The 22227-nt window shown below is 67.6% G+C and carries 20 protein-coding genes; 11 read left to right on the forward strand and 9 right to left on the reverse strand.

Going from position 1 to position 22227, the window contains the following annotated elements; genetic code table 11:
* Nucleotides 1-2: 2 nt before the first annotated feature.
* The 4 genes from ACWPN8_RS12270 (at nucleotide 3) to ACWPN8_RS12285 (ending at nucleotide 6902) form a co-directional block, all read left to right on the forward strand.
* Nucleotides 3-2807: an ATP-binding protein gene (locus tag ACWPN8_RS12270; protein ID WP_492240935.1), complete on the forward strand. Its 2805-nt coding sequence runs from the start codon at nucleotides 3-5 to the stop codon at nucleotides 2805-2807.
* Nucleotides 2808-3071: 264 nt separating this feature from the next.
* Nucleotides 3072-4736: a PAS domain-containing sensor histidine kinase gene (locus ACWPN8_RS12275; protein WP_492240936.1), complete on the forward strand. Its 1665-nt coding sequence runs from the start codon at nucleotides 3072-3074 to the stop codon at nucleotides 4734-4736.
* A 52-nt stretch (nucleotides 4737-4788) separates the two neighbouring features.
* On the forward strand, nucleotides 4789-6510 hold the full coding sequence (locus ACWPN8_RS12280) for a PAS-domain containing protein (RefSeq protein WP_492240937.1): 1722 nt from the start codon (nucleotides 4789-4791) through the stop codon (nucleotides 6508-6510).
* Nucleotides 6507-6902 (forward strand): response regulator, encoded by a 396-nt coding sequence (locus ACWPN8_RS12285; protein WP_109096642.1) that lies wholly within the window; start codon nucleotides 6507-6509, stop codon nucleotides 6900-6902. The genes ACWPN8_RS12280 and ACWPN8_RS12285 overlap by 4 nt, the downstream gene beginning before the upstream one ends.
* A gap of 109 nt (nucleotides 6903-7011) precedes the next feature.
* Here ACWPN8_RS12285 and moeB read toward each other — a convergent pair whose 3' ends face one another.
* From moeB to ACWPN8_RS12315, 6 genes are all read right to left on the reverse strand, one after another.
* Nucleotides 7012-8169, reverse strand: a complete 1158-nt coding sequence (gene moeB / locus ACWPN8_RS12290) for a molybdopterin-synthase adenylyltransferase MoeB (protein WP_492240938.1) — start codon at nucleotides 8167-8169, stop codon at nucleotides 7012-7014.
* A 13-nt stretch (nucleotides 8170-8182) separates the two neighbouring features.
* On the reverse strand, nucleotides 8183-8467 hold the full coding sequence (locus ACWPN8_RS12295) for a MoaD/ThiS family protein (RefSeq protein WP_247872849.1): 285 nt from the start codon (nucleotides 8465-8467) through the stop codon (nucleotides 8183-8185).
* Nucleotides 8464-9885, reverse strand: coding sequence for a TfuA-like protein (locus ACWPN8_RS12300; protein WP_492240939.1), 1422 nt, complete (start codon nucleotides 9883-9885; stop codon nucleotides 8464-8466). Before ACWPN8_RS12300 ends, ACWPN8_RS12295 begins: the two co-directional genes overlap by 4 nt.
* Nucleotides 9882-11198 (reverse strand): YcaO-like family protein, encoded by a 1317-nt coding sequence (locus ACWPN8_RS12305; protein ID WP_109096639.1) that lies wholly within the window; start codon nucleotides 11196-11198, stop codon nucleotides 9882-9884. The genes ACWPN8_RS12300 and ACWPN8_RS12305 overlap by 4 nt, the downstream gene beginning before the upstream one ends.
* Nucleotides 11199-11327: 129 nt before the next feature.
* Entirely contained in the window at nucleotides 11328-12665 is a 1338-nt protein-coding gene (locus ACWPN8_RS12310; protein ID WP_492240940.1) for a hypothetical protein, read from the reverse strand.
* Nucleotides 12666-12848: 183 nt separating this feature from the next.
* Entirely contained in the window at nucleotides 12849-13454 is a 606-nt protein-coding gene (locus ACWPN8_RS12315; protein WP_492240941.1) for a GNAT family N-acetyltransferase, read from the reverse strand.
* Between the two features lie 301 nt (nucleotides 13455-13755).
* Between ACWPN8_RS12315 and ACWPN8_RS12320 the strand changes: the two genes are divergently transcribed.
* The 4 genes from ACWPN8_RS12320 (at nucleotide 13756) to glyS (ending at nucleotide 17784) form a co-directional block, all read left to right on the forward strand.
* The gene (locus ACWPN8_RS12320) at nucleotides 13756-14205 is read left to right on the forward strand and encodes a hypothetical protein (RefSeq protein WP_109445826.1); all 450 of its coding nucleotides are present in this window, start codon (nucleotides 13756-13758) and stop codon (nucleotides 14203-14205) included.
* Nucleotides 14206-14337: 132 nt separating this feature from the next.
* Nucleotides 14338-14637, forward strand: a complete 300-nt coding sequence (locus ACWPN8_RS12325; protein ID WP_247873374.1) for a hypothetical protein — start codon at nucleotides 14338-14340, stop codon at nucleotides 14635-14637.
* 143 nt (nucleotides 14638-14780) lie between these two features.
* Nucleotides 14781-15677 (forward strand): glycine--tRNA ligase subunit alpha, encoded by an 897-nt coding sequence (locus ACWPN8_RS12330; protein WP_492240942.1) that lies wholly within the window; start codon nucleotides 14781-14783, stop codon nucleotides 15675-15677.
* A gap of 4 nt (nucleotides 15678-15681) precedes the next feature.
* Nucleotides 15682-17784 carry a glycine--tRNA ligase subunit beta gene (glyS, locus tag ACWPN8_RS12335; protein WP_492240943.1) on the forward strand — a complete coding sequence of 701 codons (2103 nt, stop codon included), beginning with the start codon at nucleotides 15682-15684 and terminating at the stop codon, nucleotides 17782-17784.
* Between the two features lie 31 nt (nucleotides 17785-17815).
* Here glyS and ACWPN8_RS12340 read toward each other — a convergent pair whose 3' ends face one another.
* Together ACWPN8_RS12340 and ACWPN8_RS12345 are read right to left on the reverse strand one after the other, a co-directional pair.
* A complete protein-coding gene (locus ACWPN8_RS12340) occupies nucleotides 17816-18454 on the reverse strand; it encodes a chemotaxis protein (RefSeq protein ID WP_492240944.1) in 639 nt (212 codons plus the stop codon).
* 5 nt (nucleotides 18455-18459) lie between these two features.
* The gene (locus ACWPN8_RS12345) at nucleotides 18460-18819 is read right to left on the reverse strand and encodes a response regulator (protein WP_109445820.1); all 360 of its coding nucleotides are present in this window, start codon (nucleotides 18817-18819) and stop codon (nucleotides 18460-18462) included.
* Between the two features lie 128 nt (nucleotides 18820-18947).
* On the opposite strand from ACWPN8_RS12345, the gene ACWPN8_RS12350 reads away from it, so the two are divergent.
* The 3 genes from ACWPN8_RS12350 to ACWPN8_RS12360 all read left to right on the forward strand — a co-directional run bounded on the left by ACWPN8_RS12350 (nucleotide 18948) and on the right by ACWPN8_RS12360 (nucleotide 20820).
* Complete coding sequence (locus ACWPN8_RS12350; protein WP_492240945.1) at nucleotides 18948-19448, forward strand: putative toxin-antitoxin system toxin component, PIN family; 501 nt, start codon at nucleotides 18948-18950, stop codon at nucleotides 19446-19448.
* A 133-nt stretch (nucleotides 19449-19581) separates the two neighbouring features.
* Nucleotides 19582-20040: a hypothetical protein gene (locus ACWPN8_RS12355; protein WP_492240946.1), complete on the forward strand. Its 459-nt coding sequence runs from the start codon at nucleotides 19582-19584 to the stop codon at nucleotides 20038-20040.
* A 240-nt stretch (nucleotides 20041-20280) separates the two neighbouring features.
* Nucleotides 20281-20820, forward strand: a complete 540-nt coding sequence (locus tag ACWPN8_RS12360) for a DedA family protein (protein ID WP_492240947.1) — start codon at nucleotides 20281-20283, stop codon at nucleotides 20818-20820.
* 86 nt (nucleotides 20821-20906) lie between these two features.
* Here the strand turns inward: ACWPN8_RS12360 and ACWPN8_RS12365 are convergent, their stop codons facing one another.
* On the reverse strand, nucleotides 20907-22127 hold the full coding sequence (locus tag ACWPN8_RS12365; RefSeq protein WP_492240948.1) for an HD domain-containing phosphohydrolase: 1221 nt from the start codon (nucleotides 22125-22127) through the stop codon (nucleotides 20907-20909).
* Nucleotides 22128-22227: the final 100 nt, after the last annotated feature.

Here is a 22227-nt window from a genome sequence, read left to right on the forward strand (position 1 = left end):
GCATGGAGGCCGGGCTGGATTGGGCTGCCGTCCTGATCGCCGCGCTGGTCTATCTCTCCGCCCTGTTCGCCATCGCCCATTGGGCCGACCGGCGGGAAGCGGCGGGGCGTAGCGTCATCGCCTCGCCCACCGTCTTCGCCCTGTCGCTCGGGGTCTATTGTACCACCTGGACCTTCTACGGGTCGGTCGGGCGGGCGGCGACACTGGGCATCGGGTTCCTGCCGGTCTATCTCGGCCCTACCCTGCTGATGCTGCTGGCGCCGCTGCTGTTGCGCAAGATCCTGCGCATCGCTAAGGCGCAGCGCATCACCTCCATCGCCGACTTCCTCGCCAGCCGCTACGGCCACAGCCCCTTGCTGGGCGGTCTGGTGGCATTGACAGCCACGGTGGGTGTAACCCCCTACATCGCTTTGCAGCTCAAGGCGGTCGCCGTCAGCTTCGACGCGCTGACCGGTGGCGGGCTGGGCGCACCCACCGAGCCATTCCTCGACCAGGGTTTTCTCATAGCGGCGGTGATGGCGCTGTTCGCCATCGTCTTCGGTGCCCGCCAGATCGACGCGGCGGAGCATCATCCGGGCATGGTCGCCGCCATCGCGCTCGAATCGCTGGTGAAGCTGGTCGCCTTCCTGGCGGTCGGCATCTTCGTGGTCTGGGGCCTGCACGGCGGGCTAGACAGCCTGTTCGCCGCAGCGGCCGCCCGCCCGGACCTCGCCCGCCTGATGGGCAGCGAGGCGGCGCTTGGGCATGCCGCGTCCGGCGGCGGTCCATGGGGCGCCTGGGTCGCCACCACCATCCTGTCCGCCGCGGCGATGCTGTGCCTGCCGCGCCAGTTCCAGGTGATGGTCATCGAATCGACGGACGAACGCCATCTCGACAGGGCGATCTGGCTGTTCCCGCTCTATCTCCTGCTGATCAACCTGTTCGTTTTGCCGGTGACGCTGTCCGGCCTGCTGACGTTCGGCGGAGGGATGGACCCGGATCTGTTCATGGTCGCCCTCCCCCTGAACGGCGGTGCGGGTTGGCTGGCGCTGCTGGCCTTCCTGGGCGGGCTGTCGGCGGCGGCGGGGATGATCGTGGTCGAGACGGTGGCGCTGTCCACCATGCTGTGCAACGACCTGGTGATGCCGATCCTGCTGCGCACCCGGCCGCGGGCGCTGGCACGCTCAGCCGATCTGGCACCGCTCCTCCTGGCGGTGCGGCGCATCGCCATCGTGGCGATCCTGCTGTTCGGCTACGGCTATTTCCGGCTGGCGGGCTCGGCCTACGCTCTGGTGTCGATCGGGCTGATTTCCTTCGCCGCGGTGGCACAGTTCGCCCCGGCACTGATCGGCGGCCTTTACTGGCGGGGAGCGACCCGGCGTGGCGCCATCGGTGGCGTGGCGGCGGGCGCGCTGGTCTGGGCCTATACCCTGCTGCTGCCCAGCTTCGCGCGTTCGGGCTGGTTGCCGTCCGGCTTCATCACCGAGGGGCCGTGGGGAATCGCCGCCCTGCGGCCTTACGCGCTGTTCGGGCTCGAAGGTTGGGACTCGCTGGCCCATTCGCTGTTCTGGACCGCGCTCGCCAACATCGGCGCCTATGTCGGCCTGTCGCTGTTCGACCGGCAGGGTGCGGCGGAGCGGGTGCAGGCCACGGCGTTCGTCGATGTCTTCCACTCCGCCCCGGATGTCGCGACACCACGGCGGGAGGCGCCGCCGGACTGGCGCAGTGCGGCCAGCGTCGGCGATCTCACCCGCGTGGTCGCCCGCTTCCTCGGTCCACAGCGTGCCGGGCGTGCCTTCGACGGCGCCGATCCGGACGAGCCGGCCGGACCGGACCGGCTGCGGCTGGCCGAACGGCTGCTGGCCGGCGCCATCGGCGGAGCATCGGCCCGCGTCGCCCTGGCCTCCTCCGTCTCGGCAGGTGCCGTGGAGGCGGCGGAGCTTCTGCGCATGCTGGACGAGACCAGCGACGTCATCGCCCACAGCCGCGCGCTGGAACGCAAGACGGCGGAACTGGAACGAGCCACCGACGCGCTGCGCGCCGCCAACGAGCGGCTGACCGAGCTGGACCGGCTGAAGGACGACTTCCTGTCCACCGTCACCCACGAACTGCGCACGCCGCTGACCTCGATCCGGGCGCTGAGCGAGATCCTGCACGACGACCCCGAGCTGGACTCCGAGCAGCGGCAGGAATTCCTGGCCGTCATCATCAAGGAGAGCGAGCGGCTGACCCGCCTGATCAACCAGGTGCTGGACATGGCGAAGATCGAGGCCGGTGCGCTGGACTGGCGAATCGGGACCATCGATGCCGGACAGGCCTTGGCGGAGGCGGTCGCCGCCACGGAGGCGCTGTTCCGCGAGCGCGGCATCGCCCTGTCGGTCGACATCCCGGAACGGCTGCCACCGGTGCGCGGCGATGTGGACCGGGTGATCCAGGTCGTGGTCAATCTGCTGTCCAACGCCGCCAAATTCACCCCACCCGGCGGCCGGACCCAGCTGGTCGCCCGGCTGGCGGACGGGGTCCTGCGGGTGGCGGTGATCGACAGCGGCCCCGGCGTGCCGGCGAAGGACCGTGACCTGGTGTTCGACCGCTTCCGCCAATCCGGCGACGCGCTGACCGGCAAGCCGGCCGGCACCGGGCTGGGGCTGGCCATCGCCAAGCGGATCGTCGAGCATCTGGGCGGCCGGATCGGGGTGGAGGACGCGCGGGACGGACCGGTCGCCGAGTCTGCCACCGGGGCGTCGTTCTGGTTCACTTTGCCGCTGGCGGTTTCCCCGTCCGGCCAGGGCGCCGGAGAGCCGCCGGTCATGATTCGAAAGATTGATTAGACTCTAATCGTTTACAATCGTCTGGCCGTGCTGCAATCCCGTGCTATCCTTTCCGGCATGTACGTTCCATATGGATCAGGGGATTTCCGCTTGCGGTCCGGCCCAGCCATGCGCCCATGGCGGCATACAACCGATGGGGTGCCATACGCCACGGCCCTTCCCGTTCGGGCGATGCACGCTTATGGTGGGGCCCACGGATCGGCGTATGACGCGGCTCCGACGGAACGGCCCGCCTGTCCGGCGGGTTGGCGGTAGGAAGGCGGGATGGGCAAGATACTGGTTGTCGACGACGAGCGGGACGTCCAAACGCTGATCTTGCAGCGCTTCCGCCGCGCCGTCCGGACCGGCGAACTGGAATTCCTGTTCGCCCATGACGGGCAGGAGGCGCTGGCGACCCTGCGCGCCCGGCCCGACATCGACATGGTGCTGAGCGACATCAACATGCCCGGCATGGACGGGCTGACCCTGCTGGATCATCTGCCGCAGGTGAATTCCGACATCCGCGCCGTCATGGTGTCGGCCTATGGCGACCTTGGCAACGTGCGCGCGGCGATGAACCGCGGCGCCTTCGACTTCATCATCAAGCCCATCGACTTCGCCGATCTGGAAGCCACCATCCACAAGACGCTGGAGGCCTGTCAGTCCGTGCGCCGCCTGCGCGACGCGCTTCAGGAAACCCGCACGGCGGAGGCGGCGTCGCGCGCCCAGGCCGCCCGCATGCGCCGGGTCCTGGACGGCAGCCCGATCGGTGTCGCCATCATCACCGAAGCCGGCGATCTGGTCTATTGCAACCAGCGCTGCACCGACCTGTTCGGCGTCCCCGCCGACACGCTCCAGCACCATTGCGCCCCCACCCTGTTCCGCCATGTCCAGGAACGGCTGCCGAACCGGGCATCCGGGATGGACGCCTTATCGGTTTCGGACGAGATCCATTACGTGCGCGAAGACGGGCGCACGGTGTGGATGGCGATGTCCGTCGATCGCACCAGCTACGAGAACCAGCCGGTCTTCATCGTCTGGCTCTACGACATCACCGAACGCAAGGTTCAGGCGGAAGCGCTGCGCCGGGCCAAGGATTCGGCCGAGCAGGCGCTCGCCGACCTGGAGCGCATGCAGTCCGACCTGATCCGGGCGGAGAAGATGGCGGTGATCGCCCAGCTGATCGCCGCGGTCGCGCACGAGATCAACACCCCCGTCGGCATCGCCCTGACCGCCGCCACCCATTTGCAGACGGCGTCGGAGGGGATCATCATGACCTTCAACGGCGGACAGCTGCGCAAGAGCGACTTCCAGGATTATGTCGGCACCGCCAGCGAGGTCTCCACCCTGCTGGTCGCCAACATCGAACGCGCCGCCGCCCTGATCCAGAGCCTGAAGCTGGTGACGGAGGGCAAGGCCAGTTCGCCGCGCAGCCGTGTCGGCCTGCGCGACTACCTGTCGGACATCGTGCTGGCGGTGCAGGTGCAGCCGGCCGCCGCCGGGCATGAGCTGGTGCTGGAATGTCCGGACGGGCTGGCGCTCGACACCTATCCCGGTGCGCTGACCGAGGTGCTGCTGGCCCTGCTGACCAACGCCTTCGCCCATGCCTTCGAGGCGGCGCCCGTCCCCGTCGGCTTCGGTGCGAGCGAGAGCGAGCAGCCGGAGGACAGCATCCGCCGTCCGGGACAGGTCACGGTTTCGGTCCGGATGATGGGCGACGAGCGGGTGGAGCTGCGCGTGTCCGACAACGGCCGGGGCATCCCCGCCGACATCCAGCCGCGGTTGTTCCAGCCCTTCACCACCACCCGCCGCGGCGCCGGCAGCATGGGGTTGGGGCTGTATGCCGTGTTCAATCTCGTCACCGGCAAGCTTGGCGGGGAGATCGATATCGACAGCGAGGTCGGCCGCGGAACCTGTGTGATCCTGCGGCTGCCACTGGACGCCCCCTGACCCTTCCGGATCAGTGACAGAGCCCTGCGGACGACATCTTCGGGACCCACTCATGGACGACAAAGCCGATCTGCTGCGAGCCCTGCCCCCGCTGTCGTCCTACTCCCCGGAGGAGTCGGTCGTGGCCTCGCTGGACCGGGCGCAGAACTATCACGACCAGCTGGTCGCGGCGATGCCGGGCCTGATCGTCCACCGGGACGGCGTGATCCTTCATTGCAGCGGCACGCTTGCCCGCCTGCTGGGCTACGAATTGGTCGGGGAGGTGATGGCCCTGTCCGACATCATGGCGCTGATCCCGGAGGACGCCCGGCTGGCGGAGCGCAACGCCTATGCCCACTGCCAGCAGGGCCCGATCCAGCCGCTGGCCCGCCGCATCAAGCGCCACCGGGCCGACACCAGCATCCAGTGGTTCGACCAGCTGCTCGAACCGGTGGACTGGGGCGGCGCGCCCGCGGTGATGGAGATGCTGACCCAGATGCGCCCCCAGGCGGCCAATGCCGAGATCCCGCATCAGGGGCAACTGTTGCAGGCGGCCATCGACGCCATGCCCAACGGCGTGCTGATGCTGGATCGCAGCTTGCGGCTGGAGGGCGCTAACAGCGAGTATTTCCGGCTGTGGGACTATCCCCCCGGCATGTTCCCTCCCGGCACCCCGGTTGCCGAGACCCTCCATTACAACCACCGGCGCGGCGATTACGGCGATGTCCCCTGCGAGGAGACGGTGGCGGAGCTGTGCACCCGCTTCCTGGTCAAGGGCGTCATCAATTCCGAACGCCAGGTTCCCTCGAACGGCCGCATCCTGGACATCCGCACGGCTCCCCGGGCGGACGGCGGCTATGTGATCACCCACCACGACATCACCGACCGCAAGCGCATCGAGGATGAGCTTCGCCAAGCCAAGGAGCGGGCCGAGGCAATCCTGAAGGAGCTGCGCGAGACCCAGCAGCAGCTGATCGTCCAGGAGAAGATGGCCTCGCTCGGCCAGCTGACCGCCGGCATCGCCCACGAGCTGAAAAACCCGCTGAACTTCGTCAACAACTTCGCCGAGCTGTCGGGCGAACTGCTGGACGAGCTGCTGGAACTGCTGGAGCCGCTGAACGACCATCTGGAGGGAGCGACCCGCACCGACGTGGATGAACTGGTCGACAGCCTGCAAAGCAACCTGCGCAAGATCGCCGACCATGGCCGGCGCGCCGACAACATCGTCAAGAGCATGCTGGCCCATTCTCGCGGCGGCGGCGGCGAATGGCAAACCACCGACCTGAACGCCTTGGTGGAAGAGGCCGTGGCCCTGTCCTACCACGCCGTGCGCGCCCAGGACCGCAGCTTCAACGCGACTCTGGACCGCCGATTCGACGCGGCGGTGGGTGAAGTGAAGCTGGTTCCACAGGACATCTCGCGTGTGCTGGTTAATTTGTTCACGAACAGCTTTTACGCGGTCCGCAAAAAACAGCTGACCTGCGGCGATCCTGCCTACGTACCGGCACTGACAATAACAACCGAAACGAGAGGAGGGGACGTTTCCATAAGAATTCGCGACAATGGCATCGGCATGACTACCGCAGTGATCGAAAAGCTTTTCACTCCGTTTTTCACCACGAAGCCTACCGGAGAAGGAACGGGCTTAGGACTTTCACTCAGCTATGACATCGTGGTACATCAACACAGGGGCCGTTTCGACGTATCCAGCATCGAAAACGAGCATGCCGAGTTTACGATCACGCTGCCACGAACCGTGACGGCCATGTCGCTAGGGGAGCGCCGAAAGACATGACCCTGGGAATCCTCGTCGTCGATGACGAACCGGATATCGAGGATTTGTTTCGCCAGCGTTTTCGCGCAGAATTGCGCCGTGGTGAACTGGTGCTTCATTTCGCCGCGTCTGGCGAAGAGGCACTCAAAAGCTTGAACACCGGCCTGCAACCGGAAGCTGTTCTTGTCCTCAGCGATATCAATATGCCTGGGATGAGTGGACTCGACTTCCTGCGGTGTCTTCGTGCGGAAGCACCGCATGTTCCGGTGATCATGGTCACCGCCTATGGCGACTCCGAAAACCGCCGCCGCGCCTTGGACATCGGTGCGACCGAACTGGTGACCAAGCCCGTCGATTTCGTTGCCCTGAAGAAGCTGGTCCAGAGCGTCATCGTCCAGAAGACGGCCGCTTAACGCCCAGCCCCGCTCCCGGCGACCCCGGAGCCGACCCCCGCCGGGCCGACCCCAGGGCTGATTAAGGGCCGGCCCGATTGCCGGACAGGGAGCACGCCGCCTCTCTCCATCACCCCGCGCACACTGCCGCGATGTCGCTCAATTCCGGGTGCGCCCCGGCCGAACAGGACGGGCAATCCGGATCGACCGGAACCGCGATCTCGTTGAACTCGCCACGCAGGCCGTCATAGAGCAGCAGCCGGCCGGCCAGCGGTTCGCCGAGGCCGAGCAGCAGCTTGATCGTCTCTGCCGCCATGATGGTGCCGATCACGCCGGGCAGCACGCCCAGCACACCGGCTTCGGCGCAGGACGGCGCATATTCGGCCGGCGGCGGTTCAGGGAAGAGGCAGCGGTAACAGGGGCGCACGCCCGGTGCCGCTCCGCCGAACACCGACACCTGCCCTTCAAAGCGGAAGATGGCGCCATAGACGTTCGGCACGCCCAGCCGCAGGCAGGCATCGTTGACCAGATAGCGTGTCGGCAGATTGTCCGAGCCATCGACCACCACATCGTGCCCGGCCAACAGCTCCAGCACATTGGCCGCTTCCAGCCGCGTGTCGTGCGACACCACCTCGATCGTCGGGTTCAGATCGAGCAGGGTGCTGCGGCCGCTCTCCACCTTGCGCTGGCCCAGCCGGCTTTCGGCATGCAGGATTTGGCGCTGAAGATTGCTGCGCTCGACCCGGTCGTCGTCGATCAGGGTCAGGCGTCCGACCCCGGCGGCGGCGAGGTACAGCGCGATGGGCGAGCCCAGCCCGCCGGCGCCGATCAGGGCGACACGGCTGCGCAGCAGCCTGTGCTGTCCGGCCTCCCCCACCTCCGGCATGGTCAGGTGGCGGCGGTAGCGCTCGCGCTGGGCGGCATCGAGCTGCGGCGGCACCTCCACCGGCAGGCCGCTGGCCTTCCAGGCGGAAAAGCCGCCGGAGACCGACCGCACGTCCCGATAGCCCAGCCGCAGCAGATCCTCCGCCGCGAACAGCGACCGGGTGCCGCCGGCACACATCAGCAGCAGAGGACGCGCCGGATCGGGCGCCTTCTCCTCGATCCGCAACTCAAGGAAGCCGCGCGGCAGGCGCAGCGCACCGGCCGGGCTGCCCGTCGCCGTCTCCTCATCCTCGCGGACATCGACCAGCAGGGCACCGTCCCGTTGCAGGGCCAGCGCGTCAGCGACGGCGACTTCTGCGATGCGGGCGCGCAATTCGGCGAGGCGCCGGTCCTTCAGGCTCATGACGCGAGGCTCCTCAACCGCCAGCCAGGGCGACCATCAGGGTCAGGGTGGCGCCGGCCGGCAAGGCCGCTTCCAGCCCGCCCAGCCGCCGGACATCGTCGCGGCCGAGATAGACATTCACGAACCGGCGCAGGTCGCCCTCCGCGGTGAACAGCCGGTCGCGGAAGGCATCCTGCCCGGCGGTCAAAGCCGCCAGCGCCTCGCGCACCGTGGCGCCCGGCACCGTCACCTGATCGTGCCCGCCGACGAAGCCGCGCAACGGGGTCGGCACGCGGATGGTCACCTCAGCGTTCGTCACGTCTGCATCTCCTCTTCCGGCATCGCCTCTCCAGCAGGCTCCTGCGCCGCCGCCTGGACGAGCGCCGCTTCCGCCTCCACCGCCAGCTGGCGGAACAGATCGCGCACCTGCTTGGCCCGCATCAGGTCGATGCGCAGGTCCAGCAGGTCCTTGAAGCCATATTCATACGACCAGACGTCGGCCGGCGCATCAACCCGGCAGGCGGTGCTGGCAACATGCTCGGCCAGCAGTTGCTCCACCGTTTCCTTGGGCTGGCGGCTGGCGTCGCCGAAATGCAGCTCCATCACGCGCTCGACCAGCGCCGCCTCTTCCGCGGTGGATTCGTAGAGTCCGCGCAGGCGCAGCTCGTTCAGCACCGGCTTCGTCGTCCGCGCCAGGAATCGGCGCGGGACCAGCCAGAGCCGCATCGCCCGTTCGATGGCCAGCTCGGTCATCAGTTCGCTGAACTCGTCATCGGTCAGGTCGTTGCGGCGGCACCAGTCGGCCAGCGCCTCCGCCCCCACGAGTCCGCGCATGGCGCAGAAACGCCGGGTTTCCGTCCGCACCGCCGCCTCGTCCACCGTGACGCCCATCACCTCCGCGAACTGGCGGATCAGCAGGCGGCCGAGTGCGGCGTTGTTGATTTCCGCAAAGTCCGGCCGGTGCAAGGCGGCGTGGGAGGCGATCTCCGACAGCGGGACCGTGTTGCCGCCGTGGCAGACGCGGCGGTCGCGCTCGTACAGGACATCGAAATAATGGGACGCGTTGAAGTCGAACGGCGCCGGCCGCGGCGGCATGATGAGGCTGCCGAGATGGCTGAGCAGAACCTCCGCATCGCGGCGCTTCTGGTCGATTCCGCCGCTTTCCAGGAAGCGCTCCAGCCGGTCCGTTTCCTCCGCGCCCAGTCCGGCTTCGGCGAAGATGCGGTCGCGGGTGCGTTCTGTGAAGTACAGCCCCTTGGCCGCGGCGATCACCCGGTCGTGCAGGGCCCGGTCCGCCGCCCCGGCAGCCAGTGCCGCCGCCATGCTGGCACGCAGGTTCACCAGCGGCTCCGACAGCGGGAACCAGCCGTCTTCCGGACCGGCATGGGCCAGCGCCACCTCGTCGTCGCCGGTCAGCCGGCCGTCGACATAGCCGCGTGCGACTTCGCCGACCGGCACCATGCCGAAGGGATGGCATTCGGCCGCCCGCAAGGCGCCCATGCTGGACGCGCCATAGACCGCCACGCCCTTGTGCAGGGCATAGAGGATCTCCTTGTGCCAGACCGACAGCGACTGACCGAACACCCCGTCGATCAGGGCGATCACGTCCGGCCGGTGGATGGTCATGGCGCTGATGATGTCGGCCTGCGCCGCCGGGGGCAGGAACACCGCATCCGGCAGAATCGCGCGGGCATCCTCCACCGGCATGGTGGGGCCCAGGAACACACAGATCTTCATGCGACCGATCCCATTTGCGCTTGAGACGCATGTGCCTTCAGAGCGTCCGCGAAAGCCAGCGGCCGGGCACCCGGAGTGTAGAAGTCGAACTGGTAGCCTTCCAGCCCCGGCACCAGAATCCGCACCACCGGAATGCCGATCTCCGGCAGGGTAAGGTCGAAGACGAGCGCCTGCTCGATCCCGGCGCGGTGCAGGACGGTCAGCAGAACGGTGATGTCGCCTTCGAAAGTCGGGGTGGCATGGTTCCGGTGACGCCGCCCGTCGGTGTTGATCGGCGTCGCCTCCAGCGCCGCGATCTCGGCATTGCCGTCGGCATTCTGATTGCGGACCAGGTCGCGGCGGAAGAAGTCGTCGCGCGAACCGGCGATCAGGACCAGCCGCGACTGCACCGCCTCGGTCAGGGCGCGGCACATGGCAACGGCCGGCTCCAGATGGCTGCCATAGCCGCGGTTCATGCCGGTCTTGCGCATCTCGCGGTCATAGACGATTGCCATGTAGCTCGGCACGCCCAGGTCCGTCGTGACGTCGAACAGCAGCGGACGGATGCCGGCCTGCTCGAACCGGTGCAGCAGGTCGCGCACGGTCGGCGCGTCGATGCTCTCCAGATTGACCCGCGGCGTCGGCCAGTTGAGCCGATCGCCGGCATAGCGCCAGCAGGCCACGGAGTCGCGCTCGATCACCTCGTAGAGGCCGGCGGCGACCGCCTCCAGGATGTGGTTGCCGCTGGCCAGACCGTTGGTGCCCATGGCGTAGAAGCTGCGGGCCCCCGGCTTGGTCCCCGGCGGCATGCTGTGCAGCCCGACCGAGGTCCAGGGAGCGGCGACCGGCCGCCCGCTCATCAGGTCCCAGCCCCAGGTCCAGATCTCCGGCCGGTCGGGACGGAAGGAGCCGTGCTTGGTTCCCGGCAAGCGGTCCAGCGGGATGCGTCCATCGGCCGGCAGGTCGTTCCACGCCGCCTCGACATGCGGCAGGCGCAGATGCTCGGCATGGTGGAACTCGATCGCCTCCATCGCGGCAGAGACTGTCGCTGCAGCGAGGCTGAAACCCTTGCCGGCACTGCCCGACAGGGTCGGGCTGTTTGGCCGGTGCCCGATGACGGTGTGGATGCCCAGACGGTCCAGCCCGGTCACGTCGGCCAGCCGCGTGATGCCGCAGCGGGCGAAATGGGGCGAGATGCGGGCCAGCGTCTCTTCCGGCGTCGCCGTGCGGTGGGTGCCGATGAAGAAGCGCTTGGCGGCGCGGTGGACGGTGTCGCCCAGGCGGATGCCGGGGAACTCCGGATAGACGGTGTCGGGCGATGCGCTGTCAGCCATGGGATGGATCAGGACTCGCGGTTCCGGCCGGTTCGGAGGGAGATGGATTGTCGCCCCGCAGGGCGCGGGACGCGTAATGACAATGAGGGGCCGGCCGTCTCCCGTGAGGATAGGCCGGCCCCGATGCGATTACGCCTCGGTCTTGGGATCGTCGCCAGCCGCTGCCGGGCCCTGCGATGCGGAGGCCGACGCGCCAGGAGTGGCCGCAGCGGAGGTTGCCGAAGCGGACTGCGCCGCAGCGGACGTCGCCGACGCGGAGGTTGCCGATGCCGACATCGCCGATGCGGAATGAGCGGAAGCAGGAGCGGCGACCGCCGAGAAAGCCGGAGCCGGGACAGCCGACGCAGACTGCGCGGCAGCCGAGAACGCCGACGCCGGGGCGGCGACCGCCGAGAAGGCCGGGGCCGGAACAGCCGACGCAGACTGCGCGGCAGCCGAGAACGCCGATGCCGGGGCGGCGACAGCCGAGAAGGCCGGGGCCGGAACAGCCGACGCAGACTGCGCGGCAGCCGAGAACGCCGATGCCGGAGCGGCGACCGCAGAGAAGGCCGGGGCCGGAACAGCCGACGCAGACTGCGCGGCAGCCGAGAACGCCGATGCCGGAGCGGCGACCGCCGAGAAGGCCGGAGCCGGGACAGCCGACGCAGACTGCGCGGCAGCCGAGAACGCCGATGCCGGGGCGGCGACCGCAGAGAAGGCCGGGGCCGGAACAGCCGACGCAGACTGCGCGGCAGCCGAGAACGCCGATGCCGGGGCGGCGACCGCCGAGAAGGCCGGAGCCGGGACAGCCGACGCAGACTGCGCGGCAGCCGAGAACGCCGATGCCGGGGCGGCGACCGCCGAGAAGGCCGGAGCCGGGACAGCCGACGCAGACTGCGCGGCAGCCGAGAACGCCGATGCCGGGGCGGCGACCGCCGAGAAGGCCGGGGCCGGAACAGCCGACGCAGACTGCGCGGCAGCCGAGAACGCCGATGCCGGGGCGGCGACCGCCGAGAAGGCCGGGGCCGGGACAGCCGACGCAGACTGCGCAGCGGCGGAGGTCGCCGACGCGGAGGTCGCCGAGGCCGAAGCAGCCGAAGCGGAGGCGGATGCCGACTGCGCGGAGGCGGAGAAGGCGGGCCCCGGAGATGCCGACGCAGAGGTGGCGGAAGCCGACGTGGCCGAGGCGGAGGTCGCAGAGGCCGAAGTGGCAGAAGCGGAGGTGGCGGAAGCCGACGTCGCCGAAGCCGAGGCGGCAGTCGCAATCGACTCGACCGCCACGGCGCTGTCCAGACCGCTCTCTTTGCCGGTCAGGGAGTTGAAGGCGTCGGCAGCGGCGCTGTGGACATGGTCGGGAAGGACACCGCCGAACCCGCTCTGTGCCAGCAGGGCTTGCTTGCCCTGAATATCGAGGGCGTTCAGCTGATTACGGAATTCGCCGTCGGTGGCGAGGCGCTTAATGAGGGCGAGTGCCTGTTCCTTGGCCATTTACGGGCCCCTCCTGCAATCGGTCAGCCAATAGGATTGCTGCGAATGGAATGCAACGGCTAAACCAATAGCATAGGCAATCCGCAAAAATTCTAGTGAAAATGCACAAGAATTGGCGATTGCCTCGGAAATTTTAAGTCCGGCACCGCCGCTCCCGACACCGGCAAGGTAGGTCGCATGGCATTAGCGCAATACGCCCTCCGCAATACGCCGCCTTGCACGCCATTCCTCGCGTGTCTGGTGCCAGACATCCGCCTCCGGCGGGTTGACCGGTTCGGGCAGTAAGGTTGTCCCACGCACCTCCGCCCCCAGTTTGAGCGCCACCGCCTGCGAGGCCGTGTTGCGGGGATGGATGGTGTGAATGACTTCGGTCCAGCCGAGATGGTCGAACACCCAGTCGATGGCTGCGGCAGCGCTCTCGACCGCATAGCCCCGGCCCCAGCGATCCGGCATGATCGCCCAGCCGATCTCCGGCCCCGGCCAGCCATCCGGCACCCACGGCCCAACACGGCCGACCCAGCGGCCGGTCTCCTTCTCGATGACGGAGAACATGGCGAAGCCCTGGATCGACCACGCACCCGCCATCGACAGGAAACCGCGCCAAGCCACCGGACGCGACTGCACGCCACCGATGAACTCGGTTCCCTCCGGATTTGCCATCATCGCCGCCCAGTCATCGAAATCTTCCGCCCGGGTCGGCCGCAGGATCAGGCGAGCGGTTTCCAGCATCGGTTCATCCCTGGGGACCATCATCGCGCCGCCTCGATCATCAGCAAAAAGCGCAGCCATGCCGCGAGAACCCTCCTACACACCGCCCGAGGGAAAGATCGGGGCGAAAACTTCACAACCGAAGCGTATTTATCGAAACCCGTTCGGCAACGGATACAAGAAACATCATTCACAAGCATCGAACCTGCGTCCAGAGCGAACTGTCGGCACCACCACTGCACAGCATGACCTTGACCGAACACAGTAGGCTTTCTGGGCTAGAGCGACGCCGCTGATCGGATCCCATATAATGGGGCGATGCCCGGCCGTTCCATGCGGCCCGGGCGGACAAAAAGAACAGACACTAGTACGGAGCATAACGATGTCGCGGTTTCGGATGGCGATTCTGGCCCTGGCGGCGGTGAGCGGCGCGACCCTGGCCCTCTCCGGTTTCAGCGGCGGCGCCGCAGCCCAGTCCAAGCTGGATTCCTCGGGCAAGCCCGTTTGGGACGAAAGCCACAATCAGCGTCCGACCGCGGCCAGCGACCGCGCGCTGCCGGCCGGCGTGGTGACCCTGCGCACGGCGACCTCCGCCCCCGGCCTGCTCGGCGTCTATGCCGTGAACGGCCTGCCCTTCGACATCGTGCTGAGCCGGGTCGACGCCACCCAGTGCATCAACATCGTGCCGGAGGATTGCGGACTGCTCGGCACCGACATCCGCGTCGCCACCGGGACGGAGGTTCTGGTGCGCAGCGTGCGGCAGGCCGACATGACCCGCACCTATGGCGTCGTCCCGGTCTACAACTGGCGCCCGGCCGTCGCCGCCAAGTAAGCCTGTCGCTATCGCAGGACCGCCGCACGCTCTCGCGGCGGTCCCGCCACCCCCCACTCTCCCGTCTATTTCCTTGACTTCCCGTCACCTGCGGGCTGAATGCGCGGGAGATCAGACGGGTTGCCGGCGATGATGTCCTTGTCCAAGATTATCCTTCTTGCGCTGGTGATCGGCGCGGTCTGGTTCGGCTGGCGCTGGGTCAACCGCGTGCAGGAGATCGGCCGCGCCCGCAACGCCGCCCGTCGCCAGGATGCCCCCCCTCCGCACGGACGGCGCGACGGCACGGCCGGTGGCGCGTCCGCGCGCAGTACCGGCGCGCCCGTCCCGGCCATGGAGGCGGAGGACATGGAGAAATGCCCGGAATGCGGCGCCTATGTCGCCCCGCGCTCCGCGGTGTCCTGCGGCCGCCCGGCCTGTCCCTACGGCCGCTGACACGGTTGCCGACGGGGCAATCGCCTCCCGCCCTCCCCCGATACGATGCCGCGGCGACGCGATCTGCCGCGCTGCGGCTTGATTTGACGAAGGCGCCCGCCTATCGTGCGGCGCGTTTTCAACATTTCTATTGTGGACCGTCCATGGCCTCCCAGATCGGGACTTCCGACGGCGGAACTTCCGCCGACCGCCGCGGCCTGTCGTTCCAGGCCCTGATCCTCAAGCTCCACCAGTTCTGGTCGGAGCAGGGTTGCGTCATCCTGCAGCCCTACGACATGGAGGTCGGCGCCGGCACCTTCCACCCCGCGACCACGCTGCGCGCGCTGGGTCCTGAGTCCTGGAAGGCGGCCTATGTCCAGCCGTCGCGCCGCCCCAAGGACGGCCGCTATGGCGAGAACCCGAACCGCCTGCAGCACTATTACCAGTACCAGGTCATCATGAAGCCCTCGCCGGCCAACGCGCAGGAGCTTTATCTGGACAGCCTGCGCGCCATCGGCATCGACCCGGCGCTGCACGACATCCGCTTCGTCGAGGACGATTGGGAAAGCCCGACGCTGGGCGCCTGGGGACTGGGCTGGGAAGTGTGGTGCGACGGCATGGAAGTGACGCAGTACACCTATTTCCAGCAGGTCGGCGGCATCGAATGCGACCCCGTCGCCGTCGAGCTGACCTATGGGCTGGAGCGCCTCGCCATGTATGTGCAGGGCGTGGAGAATGTCTACGACCTGGACTTCAACGGCCAGGGCGTGAAATACGGCGACGTGTTCAAGCGCGCCGAGATCGAATACTCGAAGCATAATTTCGAGTTCGCCAACACCGACATGCTGCTCCAGCATTTCAAGGACGCCGAGGCCGAATGCCAGGCTCTGGTGGCGCAGAACCTTGCGCTGCCCGCCTATGACCAGTGCATCAAGGCGTCGCATCTGTTCAACCTGCTGGACGCCCGCGGCGTGATCAGCGTTGTCGAGCGCGCAGCCTATATCGGCCGCGTGCGCACGCTGGCCAAGGCCTGCTGCGAAGCCTGGACGGGGGCGAAGTAAAAACATGGCTCAGATCCTGAATAACGAACTTCTCATCGAGGTGTTCTCGGAAGAAATTCCGGCACGCATGCAAGCGAAAGCTGCGCTGGATTTTCGCCGTCTGATCGTTGAGAAGCTTGCGGCCGCTGGTTTGGGCTTCCAAGCTGCCGTAGAGCAGTCCACCCCTCGTCGGATTGCGCTGGTGGTGAATGGACTTCCGGACCGCACCGAAGACGTCAAAGAAGAGAAGAAGGGTCCGCGCGTCGGTTCGCCGGAGCAGGCCGTCGCCGGCTTCCTGAAGTCGGCCGGTCTCGACAGCCTAGACCAGTGCGAGCAGCGCGACACCGGCAAGGGCGTGTTTTACTTCGCAGTGACCGAGAAGAAGGGCCGCGAGACCGCCCAGGTGCTGGCGGAGATCATCCCCGCCGCCATGGTCGCACTGCCCTGGCCAAAGTCGATGCGCTGGGGCACCGGCACCGCGCGCTGGGTCCGTCCGCTGCACTCGATCATCGCCCTGTTCGGCGGGCGCGTGCTAGACGGCGGCTATGACATCGGCGGCACCCAGGGCCGCATCGCCTTCGGCAACAGCACCCGCGGCCACCGCTTCCTGGCGCCGGATGCCTTCACGGTGGAGAGCTTCGCCGATTACCGGGAGAAGCTGCTGGCCGCCAAGGTCGTGCTCGACCGTGAGGAGCGCAAGGCCAAGATCAAGGCCGATGCCGAGGCGTTGGCCACCGCGCAGGGCCTGACCCTGTCGCCCGACGACGCGCTGCTGGAAGAGGTCGCCGGCCTCGTCGAATGGCCGGTCGTGCTGATGGGCAGCATCGACGAGAGCTTCATGGACGTGCCGTCGGAGGTTCTCATCACCTCCATGCGCACCCACCAGAAGTATTTCGCCGTGCTGGACGCCGACGGCCGGATGGCCCCGCGCTTCGTCGTCGTGGCGAACACCGAGACGCTGGACGGCGGCAAGGCCGTGGTTGCCGGCAACGAGCGCGTGCTGCGCGCCCGCCTGTCCGACGCCAAGTTCTTCTGGGACCAGGACCGCAAGACCAAGCTGGAAGCCCGCGTCCCGGCGCTGGAGAAGATCACCTTCCACGCCAAGCTGGGCACGGTGGCCGAGAAGGTCACCCGCGTGCAGCTGCTGGCCGCCGAGATCGCCCGCGCCATCGGCGCCGACAGCGACGCCGCCAGCCGCGCCGCGCTGCTGTGCAAGGCCGATCTGGTGACCGAGGTGGTCGGCGAGTTCCCCGAGGTCCAGGGGATCATGGGCCGCTACTACGCGCTCGGCCAGGGCGAGAGCGCCGACGTCGCCAACGCCATCGCCGACCATTACAAGCCGCTGGGTCCGTCGGACAACTGCCCGACCGCGCCGGTTTCGGTTTCGGTGGCGCTCGCCGACAAGATTGACACGCTGGTCGGCTTTTTCGCCATCGACGAGAAGCCGACGGGCTCGAAGGACCCCTACGCGCTGCGCCGTGCCGCGCTGGGCGTGATCCGGCTGGTGCTGGAGAACGGGCTGCGGGTGAAGTTGGGCGAGATCTTCGCGGCGGCCCATGGCGCCTACAAGGTCAGCGGCTTCGCCCCGGCCGGCAGCGTCGGCGGCGACCTGATGTCCTTCTTCGCCGACCGCCTGAAGGTGGTGCTGCGCGAGCAGGGCGTCCGCCACGATCTGGTGGATGCGGTGTTCGCGCTCGGCGGCGAGGACGACCTGGTCCGGTTGCTGGCCCGCGTGAAGGCTCTGCAGACCTTCGTCGGTTCAATTGAGGGCACTAATCTGCTAGCGGCCTATAAACGCGCCTCCAATATCGTCCGCATTGAGGAGAAAAAGGACAGCGCGGCCTTTGATCAGGCAGTCAACGAAACCGGGTTGGTTCAGGACGAGGAAAAGGCACTATACGTAGCCCTTAAAGGCGCATTGGCCGATGCTGCCCCTCGATTGATTGCGGAAGACTTCACTGGCGCCATGGCGGCGCTTGCCACACTACGTTGGCCAGTGGACGCCTTCTTCGACAAGGTCACGGTGAACGCGGAGGACAAGGACCTGCGCGCCAACCGCCTGCGCCTGCTGACGCAGATCCGCATGACGCTGAACGCGGTGGCCGACTTCTCGAAGATCGAGGGATGATGAAATCGGGGGGGCGTTCGCGCCCCCCTTTTTACAGCCCCGCCAAGGCCCGCCGGATCGCCTCGCGGAAGGCATCGAGCGATGCGATGTCCAGCAGGAACAGTGCATGACCGCTGGCATCGCCGGCGGCGAGCGCCATGTCGATGCGCACGAACAGCACCGGATCGGTGCCGGACCCGATGACCGCCGCCGGTGCGCCGGCGCCATAGCCCGGAACCGCCCCCAACAGCTCACCGCCGATCAGGTTGGACAGGCTGGCGAGGCAGCCGTTCAGGATGATGTTGCCGATCTCGGTCAGCGCGTCCTGCTCCATCTCGCCCGGCGCCTCGGCGGCGGGATCGACGGGGACGAGGCGGCCGACCAGGGCCAGCGTGCCGCGCTCGGGGAAGATCAGCATCGCTTCGCCGGTGAAGGGACCGGTGAAGGCGCCGCGCACCGCGCAGACTGGCTGCTCGCCATCCAGCTCGTCGCCGACCTCGCTGGTGATGCGGGCACGGGTCGAGACTGCGAAGGACGGTACCGACAGATGCACCTCCTCCCCCAGCATGGAGCTGAGGGCGGCGGCGGGCTCGCCCATGCCGATGTTGAACAGTTCGGCGATGGCGTCGGCCTCGTCGGCGTCGAGACGGAGCGGGTCTTCCGCCGATGGAACCGATCCGGGCTGTCCCATCGCCATCACTGCCCGGCCGCGGCGAGGAAGTCGCGGATCTTGTCCGAAGTGATCGGCTTGGCGATGAAGCGGACGCCCAGCGCCTCGGCCTTGCGCCTCAGCGTGTCCTGGACGTTGGCGGTCAGCAGCCCAATCGGCAGGCCGACGAAACGCTCCTTCAGCCGTTCGGCGAGAACAAGCCCGTCCATGCCCGGCATGTTGTAATCGACGATGGCAGCGACCGGCGGCGCCTCGCCGACGATCTCCAGCCCCTCCTCGCCGCTCGCCGCGGTGACGATGGTCCAGTCGGGCCGCAAGGAGGCGATAACGCTGGAAACCATGTTGCGCGCAAGTCGGCTGTCGTCGACGACGAGGATGCTGGTCATGCCGATACTTCCGTCCTAAAGAGTCCGTTCACACCTTACCGGCTTATTACCGCAAAGCGTTCCTGCCCACAACAGACGCCTCATATCAGGCCCGACAACTTCAACCGACACAGCCCTGCAATATATCAATGCTCAGTCCCGACAAAGCCGTCCCCGACATGCTTGGCTCCGCCACCCGCTCTCCCGTCCGGGCCGTGCTCGACACCAACATCCTGGTGGCCTATGCGCTGCTGGGACGTGCTGCTGCCCGGCGCCACGATGCGATCCGCCGGTGCGTGGAGCGGGTGCGTGCCGACCGCGGCCTCGTCGGCAGCAGCGAAACGCTGTCGGAACTGCGGGAGGTGCTGATGCGCCCAACCTTCGACCGCTACGCCGCCGCGACCGACCGCCGCGCTTTTCTGGATCGGATCGCCGAGGAGATGACCCTGGTCGCACCGGCCGCGGTCGGTCGGCTGTGCCGCGATCCGGAGGACGACATGTTCCTGGCCGCCGCCGTCGGCGGCTCGGCTCCCTGGCTGGTGACGGTCGACCGTCAGCTCCTGTCGGTGCGCCACGCCGGCACCACGCGCGTGCTGCGGCCCGAGCGATTCCTGGAAGCGGTGGCTTTCCAGGATGCCCTGCAGCCATAGACCGACAGAATCCACTCGACAAACTGACCGCGATTTCTAGAATGAAAAGAGAACACATCGCAAACTGCGAGTGAACGGGATTGGCTGCCGCAGCGCTGGCGGCATCGATGGAGCGCAGGGGGCATCTGCAGCGATGAGCGTCCAACGGCTATTGTTCGACGACCTGCCGGAAAGCGAGCCGGTGCGCAAGCCGCGCCGGGCGCGGGCTTCCGCGACGGGTGCCGCCCCCTCGACCATGGCCGCCCAAGTCGCCGTGGACGTGGTGCGGGAAGCCGCACCGCTGCCCCGGACGGCGGCGATGGCGGCGAGCGTCGCGACCCTGCCGCTCGCCCCCCCGGCCCCGCCGCCTCCCCCGCCGGCCTTCGACCCGGCAGCACTGTCCAACGCGGAATTGCGGGCACTGGTGCAGGCGCTGCCCGATCAGCGGCTGGCCCATCTGCTGATCGAAGCGGCGCGCGAACTGAAGCGCCGCGCCGCCCCCGACTCGGGGGATACCGACTGCGAGGACGGAGAAGGTGCGACGGAGCCGAACCCCGCCCTGCTGCGTGCCGCGCGGCAGGCGATGGGAGAGCTCTCGGGCGAGGATTTCTGACACGCCAGTCTCACTGCCCCAGTCTCACTGCCGGGTGCGTCCCTTCGTCAATAAAGTTTCCGAGACAAACCACACGGCTTTATGTCATGATCCCTTCCAGCCCACGCTTTACATGCCGCATCGCACAATAAAGCGGTATCAAAGCGCCACCGGGCACGCCGAACCCACATGCGACGTCTCCCGGAGGGAGCTTTGGACTGGATTTCGTGGTTGCAGGAATGGGGGAACGCCTTTTACCCGATGGCCTTTGTCTGGGCCTTTTTTGAAGGTGAAACATTTGTAATCTTTGGCGGGATGGGCGCCAAGCTCGGTATCGTCAATCTTTACTGGCTGGTCGGGTCGGTGTGGGTCGGCAGTTTCCTGGGCGATCAGGTCTGGTTCTGGCTGGGCCGCCGTTGGGGCAAGAAGGCGCTGGCCCGTTTCCCCTCCGCCGATGCCCACGCCTGCCGGGTGCTGGGCTGGCTGGAGAAGTACGGCGTCGCCTTCATCCTGGTCTTCCGCTTCCTCTACGGCGTCCGCAACATCGCGTCGGTCGCCATCGGCACCTCGGGGATGCCGTGGTCGCGCTTCCTGTTCTGGAACTTCATCGCCGCCGGCATCTGGGCCTGGAGCTTCGCCGGCGCCGGTTACCTGTTCGGTGAGGCCGCCGCCGCCATCGGTGAGGATGGACCGAAGATCCTGCTGCTGACCGGTCTTGCCATCGGCGGTCTGTGGCTCGCGATCAAGAGCATCCGCTGGGTCCGCCGCCGCGCGCTCGCCGCGACCAACCCGGCCGAGTGACTCCCGCGCCTGAGCGCGGTTGAGCCTGAGACAGGGCCGGGGCGGGAGGTCGTTGACCACCCGCCCCGGCCCTCTTTCGTCAGCCCTCAGGCATCCTGCATTTCCTGATCCTTCAGCCGCTCCCAGATTTCGCCGAACTCCGCATGGCGGGCGGCGAACAGCGCCAGCAGGCGCGGATCGAAATGGACCTTGGGATTCAGACGGTCGTCACCGTTCAGCAGGATGTCCACCGTCTTCTCATGGCTGAATGACGGCTTGTAGGGCCGGGCGCTGCGCAGCGCGTCATAGCAGTCGGCAATGGCGACAATGCGGGCGGCGAGCGGGATTGCCTCGCCCTTCAGGCCGAACGGATAGCCGGTGCCGGCCCATTGCTCGTGATGGTACAGCGCGATCTCGGCGGCCATCTTCAGCCGGTCCGATGCGACCAGGATGTCGTGGCCATAGACCGGATGGCGCCGCATTTCGGCAAGCTCGCGCTCGTCGAGCCGGCCCCGCTTGTGCAGGACCGCCTGATCGACGCTCATCTTGCCGACATCGTGCAGGGCGGCGGAAAACCGGATCTCCCGGCAGAAGGCGCGGCTGCAGCCGGCCCAGGTCGCCAGCAGGTAAGAGTATTCGTTGACCCTCAGGATGTGGTTGCCGGTGTCCTCGTCATGCACCTCGGCGGCGCGGGCCAGCAGATTGACCGACACCATGAAGGCACGCTCCGTTTCCGCCTGGAGTTCGGCGACACGGCGGCGCTCCTTGGTCAGGGCGCGGTTGCGTTCGGTCAGCCGCTCCAGCGTCGCAGCGCGTTCCAGCGCCCGCCCGACGATGTGATTGACCGGGGCGATCATCTGCTCGTGATCGGGCAGAAAGGCCGGCGGCCCCTCCAGCGGGCGGCGGTTGATCAGCTGCACCACGCCGATGGGCCGGTCACGGAACCCCTTCAATGCGAAGGCCATGATGGACCGGGTGCGGAAGCCGGTGCGCTGGTCGAAGGCGGAGTTGAAGCTGTAGGGCCGGTCCGCCGGAATGGCATAGGCATCCGCCAGCAGCAGCGTCTCGCCGGTCGCGGCGACATAGCCGACGATGGAGGCTTGGCTGACCGGCACCGAAAACAGCGTCGGCCTGGCGCGGACCACGTCGTTCTGCACGCTGACAGCATCGAGATGCCGGTGCCGTCCCTGCCCGCGCAGCATGAAGACCGTGCCGGCCTCGGCACCGGTCAGCTCGCGGCATTTGCGCAGCACCCGATCGCTGAGCGATCGCAGCGACTGGTTCGGGGCACTTTCGATAAATTCAAGGAATTGGCCGACCAGACCCACAGCGCTCCCCCACCCCGGCGCACGACAATGGCGCTCCGAACAGAGTACCCCATTTGTCGCACCCGGCAGAAGGGGCTTGCGGTTACGAAAGTCACGCGCC

The organism is Azospirillum sp. UENF 112521 (assembly GCF_058780665.1).

Bases quoted from the DNA above. Each gene is read 5' to 3' on its own strand.
- ACWPN8_RS12270 (WP_492240935.1), top strand. From the start codon at position 3: ATGGAGGCCGGGCTGGATTGGGCTGCCGTCCTGATCGCCGCGCTGGTC.
- ACWPN8_RS12275 (WP_492240936.1), top strand. From the start codon at position 3,072: ATGGGCAAGATACTGGTTGTCGACGACGAGCGGGACGTCCAAACGCTG.
- ACWPN8_RS12280 (WP_492240937.1), top strand. From the start codon at position 4,789: ATGGACGACAAAGCCGATCTGCTGCGAGCCCTGCCCCCGCTGTCGTCC.
- ACWPN8_RS12285 (WP_109096642.1), top strand. From the start codon at position 6,507: ATGACCCTGGGAATCCTCGTCGTCGATGACGAACCGGATATCGAGGAT.
- moeB (WP_492240938.1), bottom strand. From the start codon at position 8,169: ATGAGCCTGAAGGACCGGCGCCTCGCCGAATTGCGCGCCCGCATCGCA.
- ACWPN8_RS12300 (WP_492240939.1), bottom strand. From the start codon at position 9,885: ATGAAGATCTGTGTGTTCCTGGGCCCCACCATGCCGGTGGAGGATGCC.
- ACWPN8_RS12305 (WP_109096639.1), bottom strand. From the start codon at position 11,198: ATGGCTGACAGCGCATCGCCCGACACCGTCTATCCGGAGTTCCCCGGC.
- ACWPN8_RS12310 (WP_492240940.1), bottom strand. From the start codon at position 12,665: ATGGCCAAGGAACAGGCACTCGCCCTCATTAAGCGCCTCGCCACCGAC.
- ACWPN8_RS12315 (WP_492240941.1), bottom strand. From the start codon at position 13,454: ATGGCTGCGCTTTTTGCTGATGATCGAGGCGGCGCGATGATGGTCCCC.
- ACWPN8_RS12320 (WP_109445826.1), top strand. From the start codon at position 13,756: ATGTCGCGGTTTCGGATGGCGATTCTGGCCCTGGCGGCGGTGAGCGGC.
- ACWPN8_RS12325 (WP_247873374.1), top strand. From the start codon at position 14,338: ATGTCCTTGTCCAAGATTATCCTTCTTGCGCTGGTGATCGGCGCGGTC.
- ACWPN8_RS12330 (WP_492240942.1), top strand. From the start codon at position 14,781: ATGGCCTCCCAGATCGGGACTTCCGACGGCGGAACTTCCGCCGACCGC.
- glyS (WP_492240943.1), top strand. From the start codon at position 15,682: ATGGCTCAGATCCTGAATAACGAACTTCTCATCGAGGTGTTCTCGGAA.
- ACWPN8_RS12340 (WP_492240944.1), bottom strand. From the start codon at position 18,454: ATGGGACAGCCCGGATCGGTTCCATCGGCGGAAGACCCGCTCCGTCTC.
- ACWPN8_RS12345 (WP_109445820.1), bottom strand. From the start codon at position 18,819: ATGACCAGCATCCTCGTCGTCGACGACAGCCGACTTGCGCGCAACATG.
- ACWPN8_RS12350 (WP_492240945.1), top strand. From the start codon at position 18,948: ATGCTCAGTCCCGACAAAGCCGTCCCCGACATGCTTGGCTCCGCCACC.
- ACWPN8_RS12355 (WP_492240946.1), top strand. From the start codon at position 19,582: ATGAGCGTCCAACGGCTATTGTTCGACGACCTGCCGGAAAGCGAGCCG.
- ACWPN8_RS12360 (WP_492240947.1), top strand. From the start codon at position 20,281: ATGGCCTTTGTCTGGGCCTTTTTTGAAGGTGAAACATTTGTAATCTTT.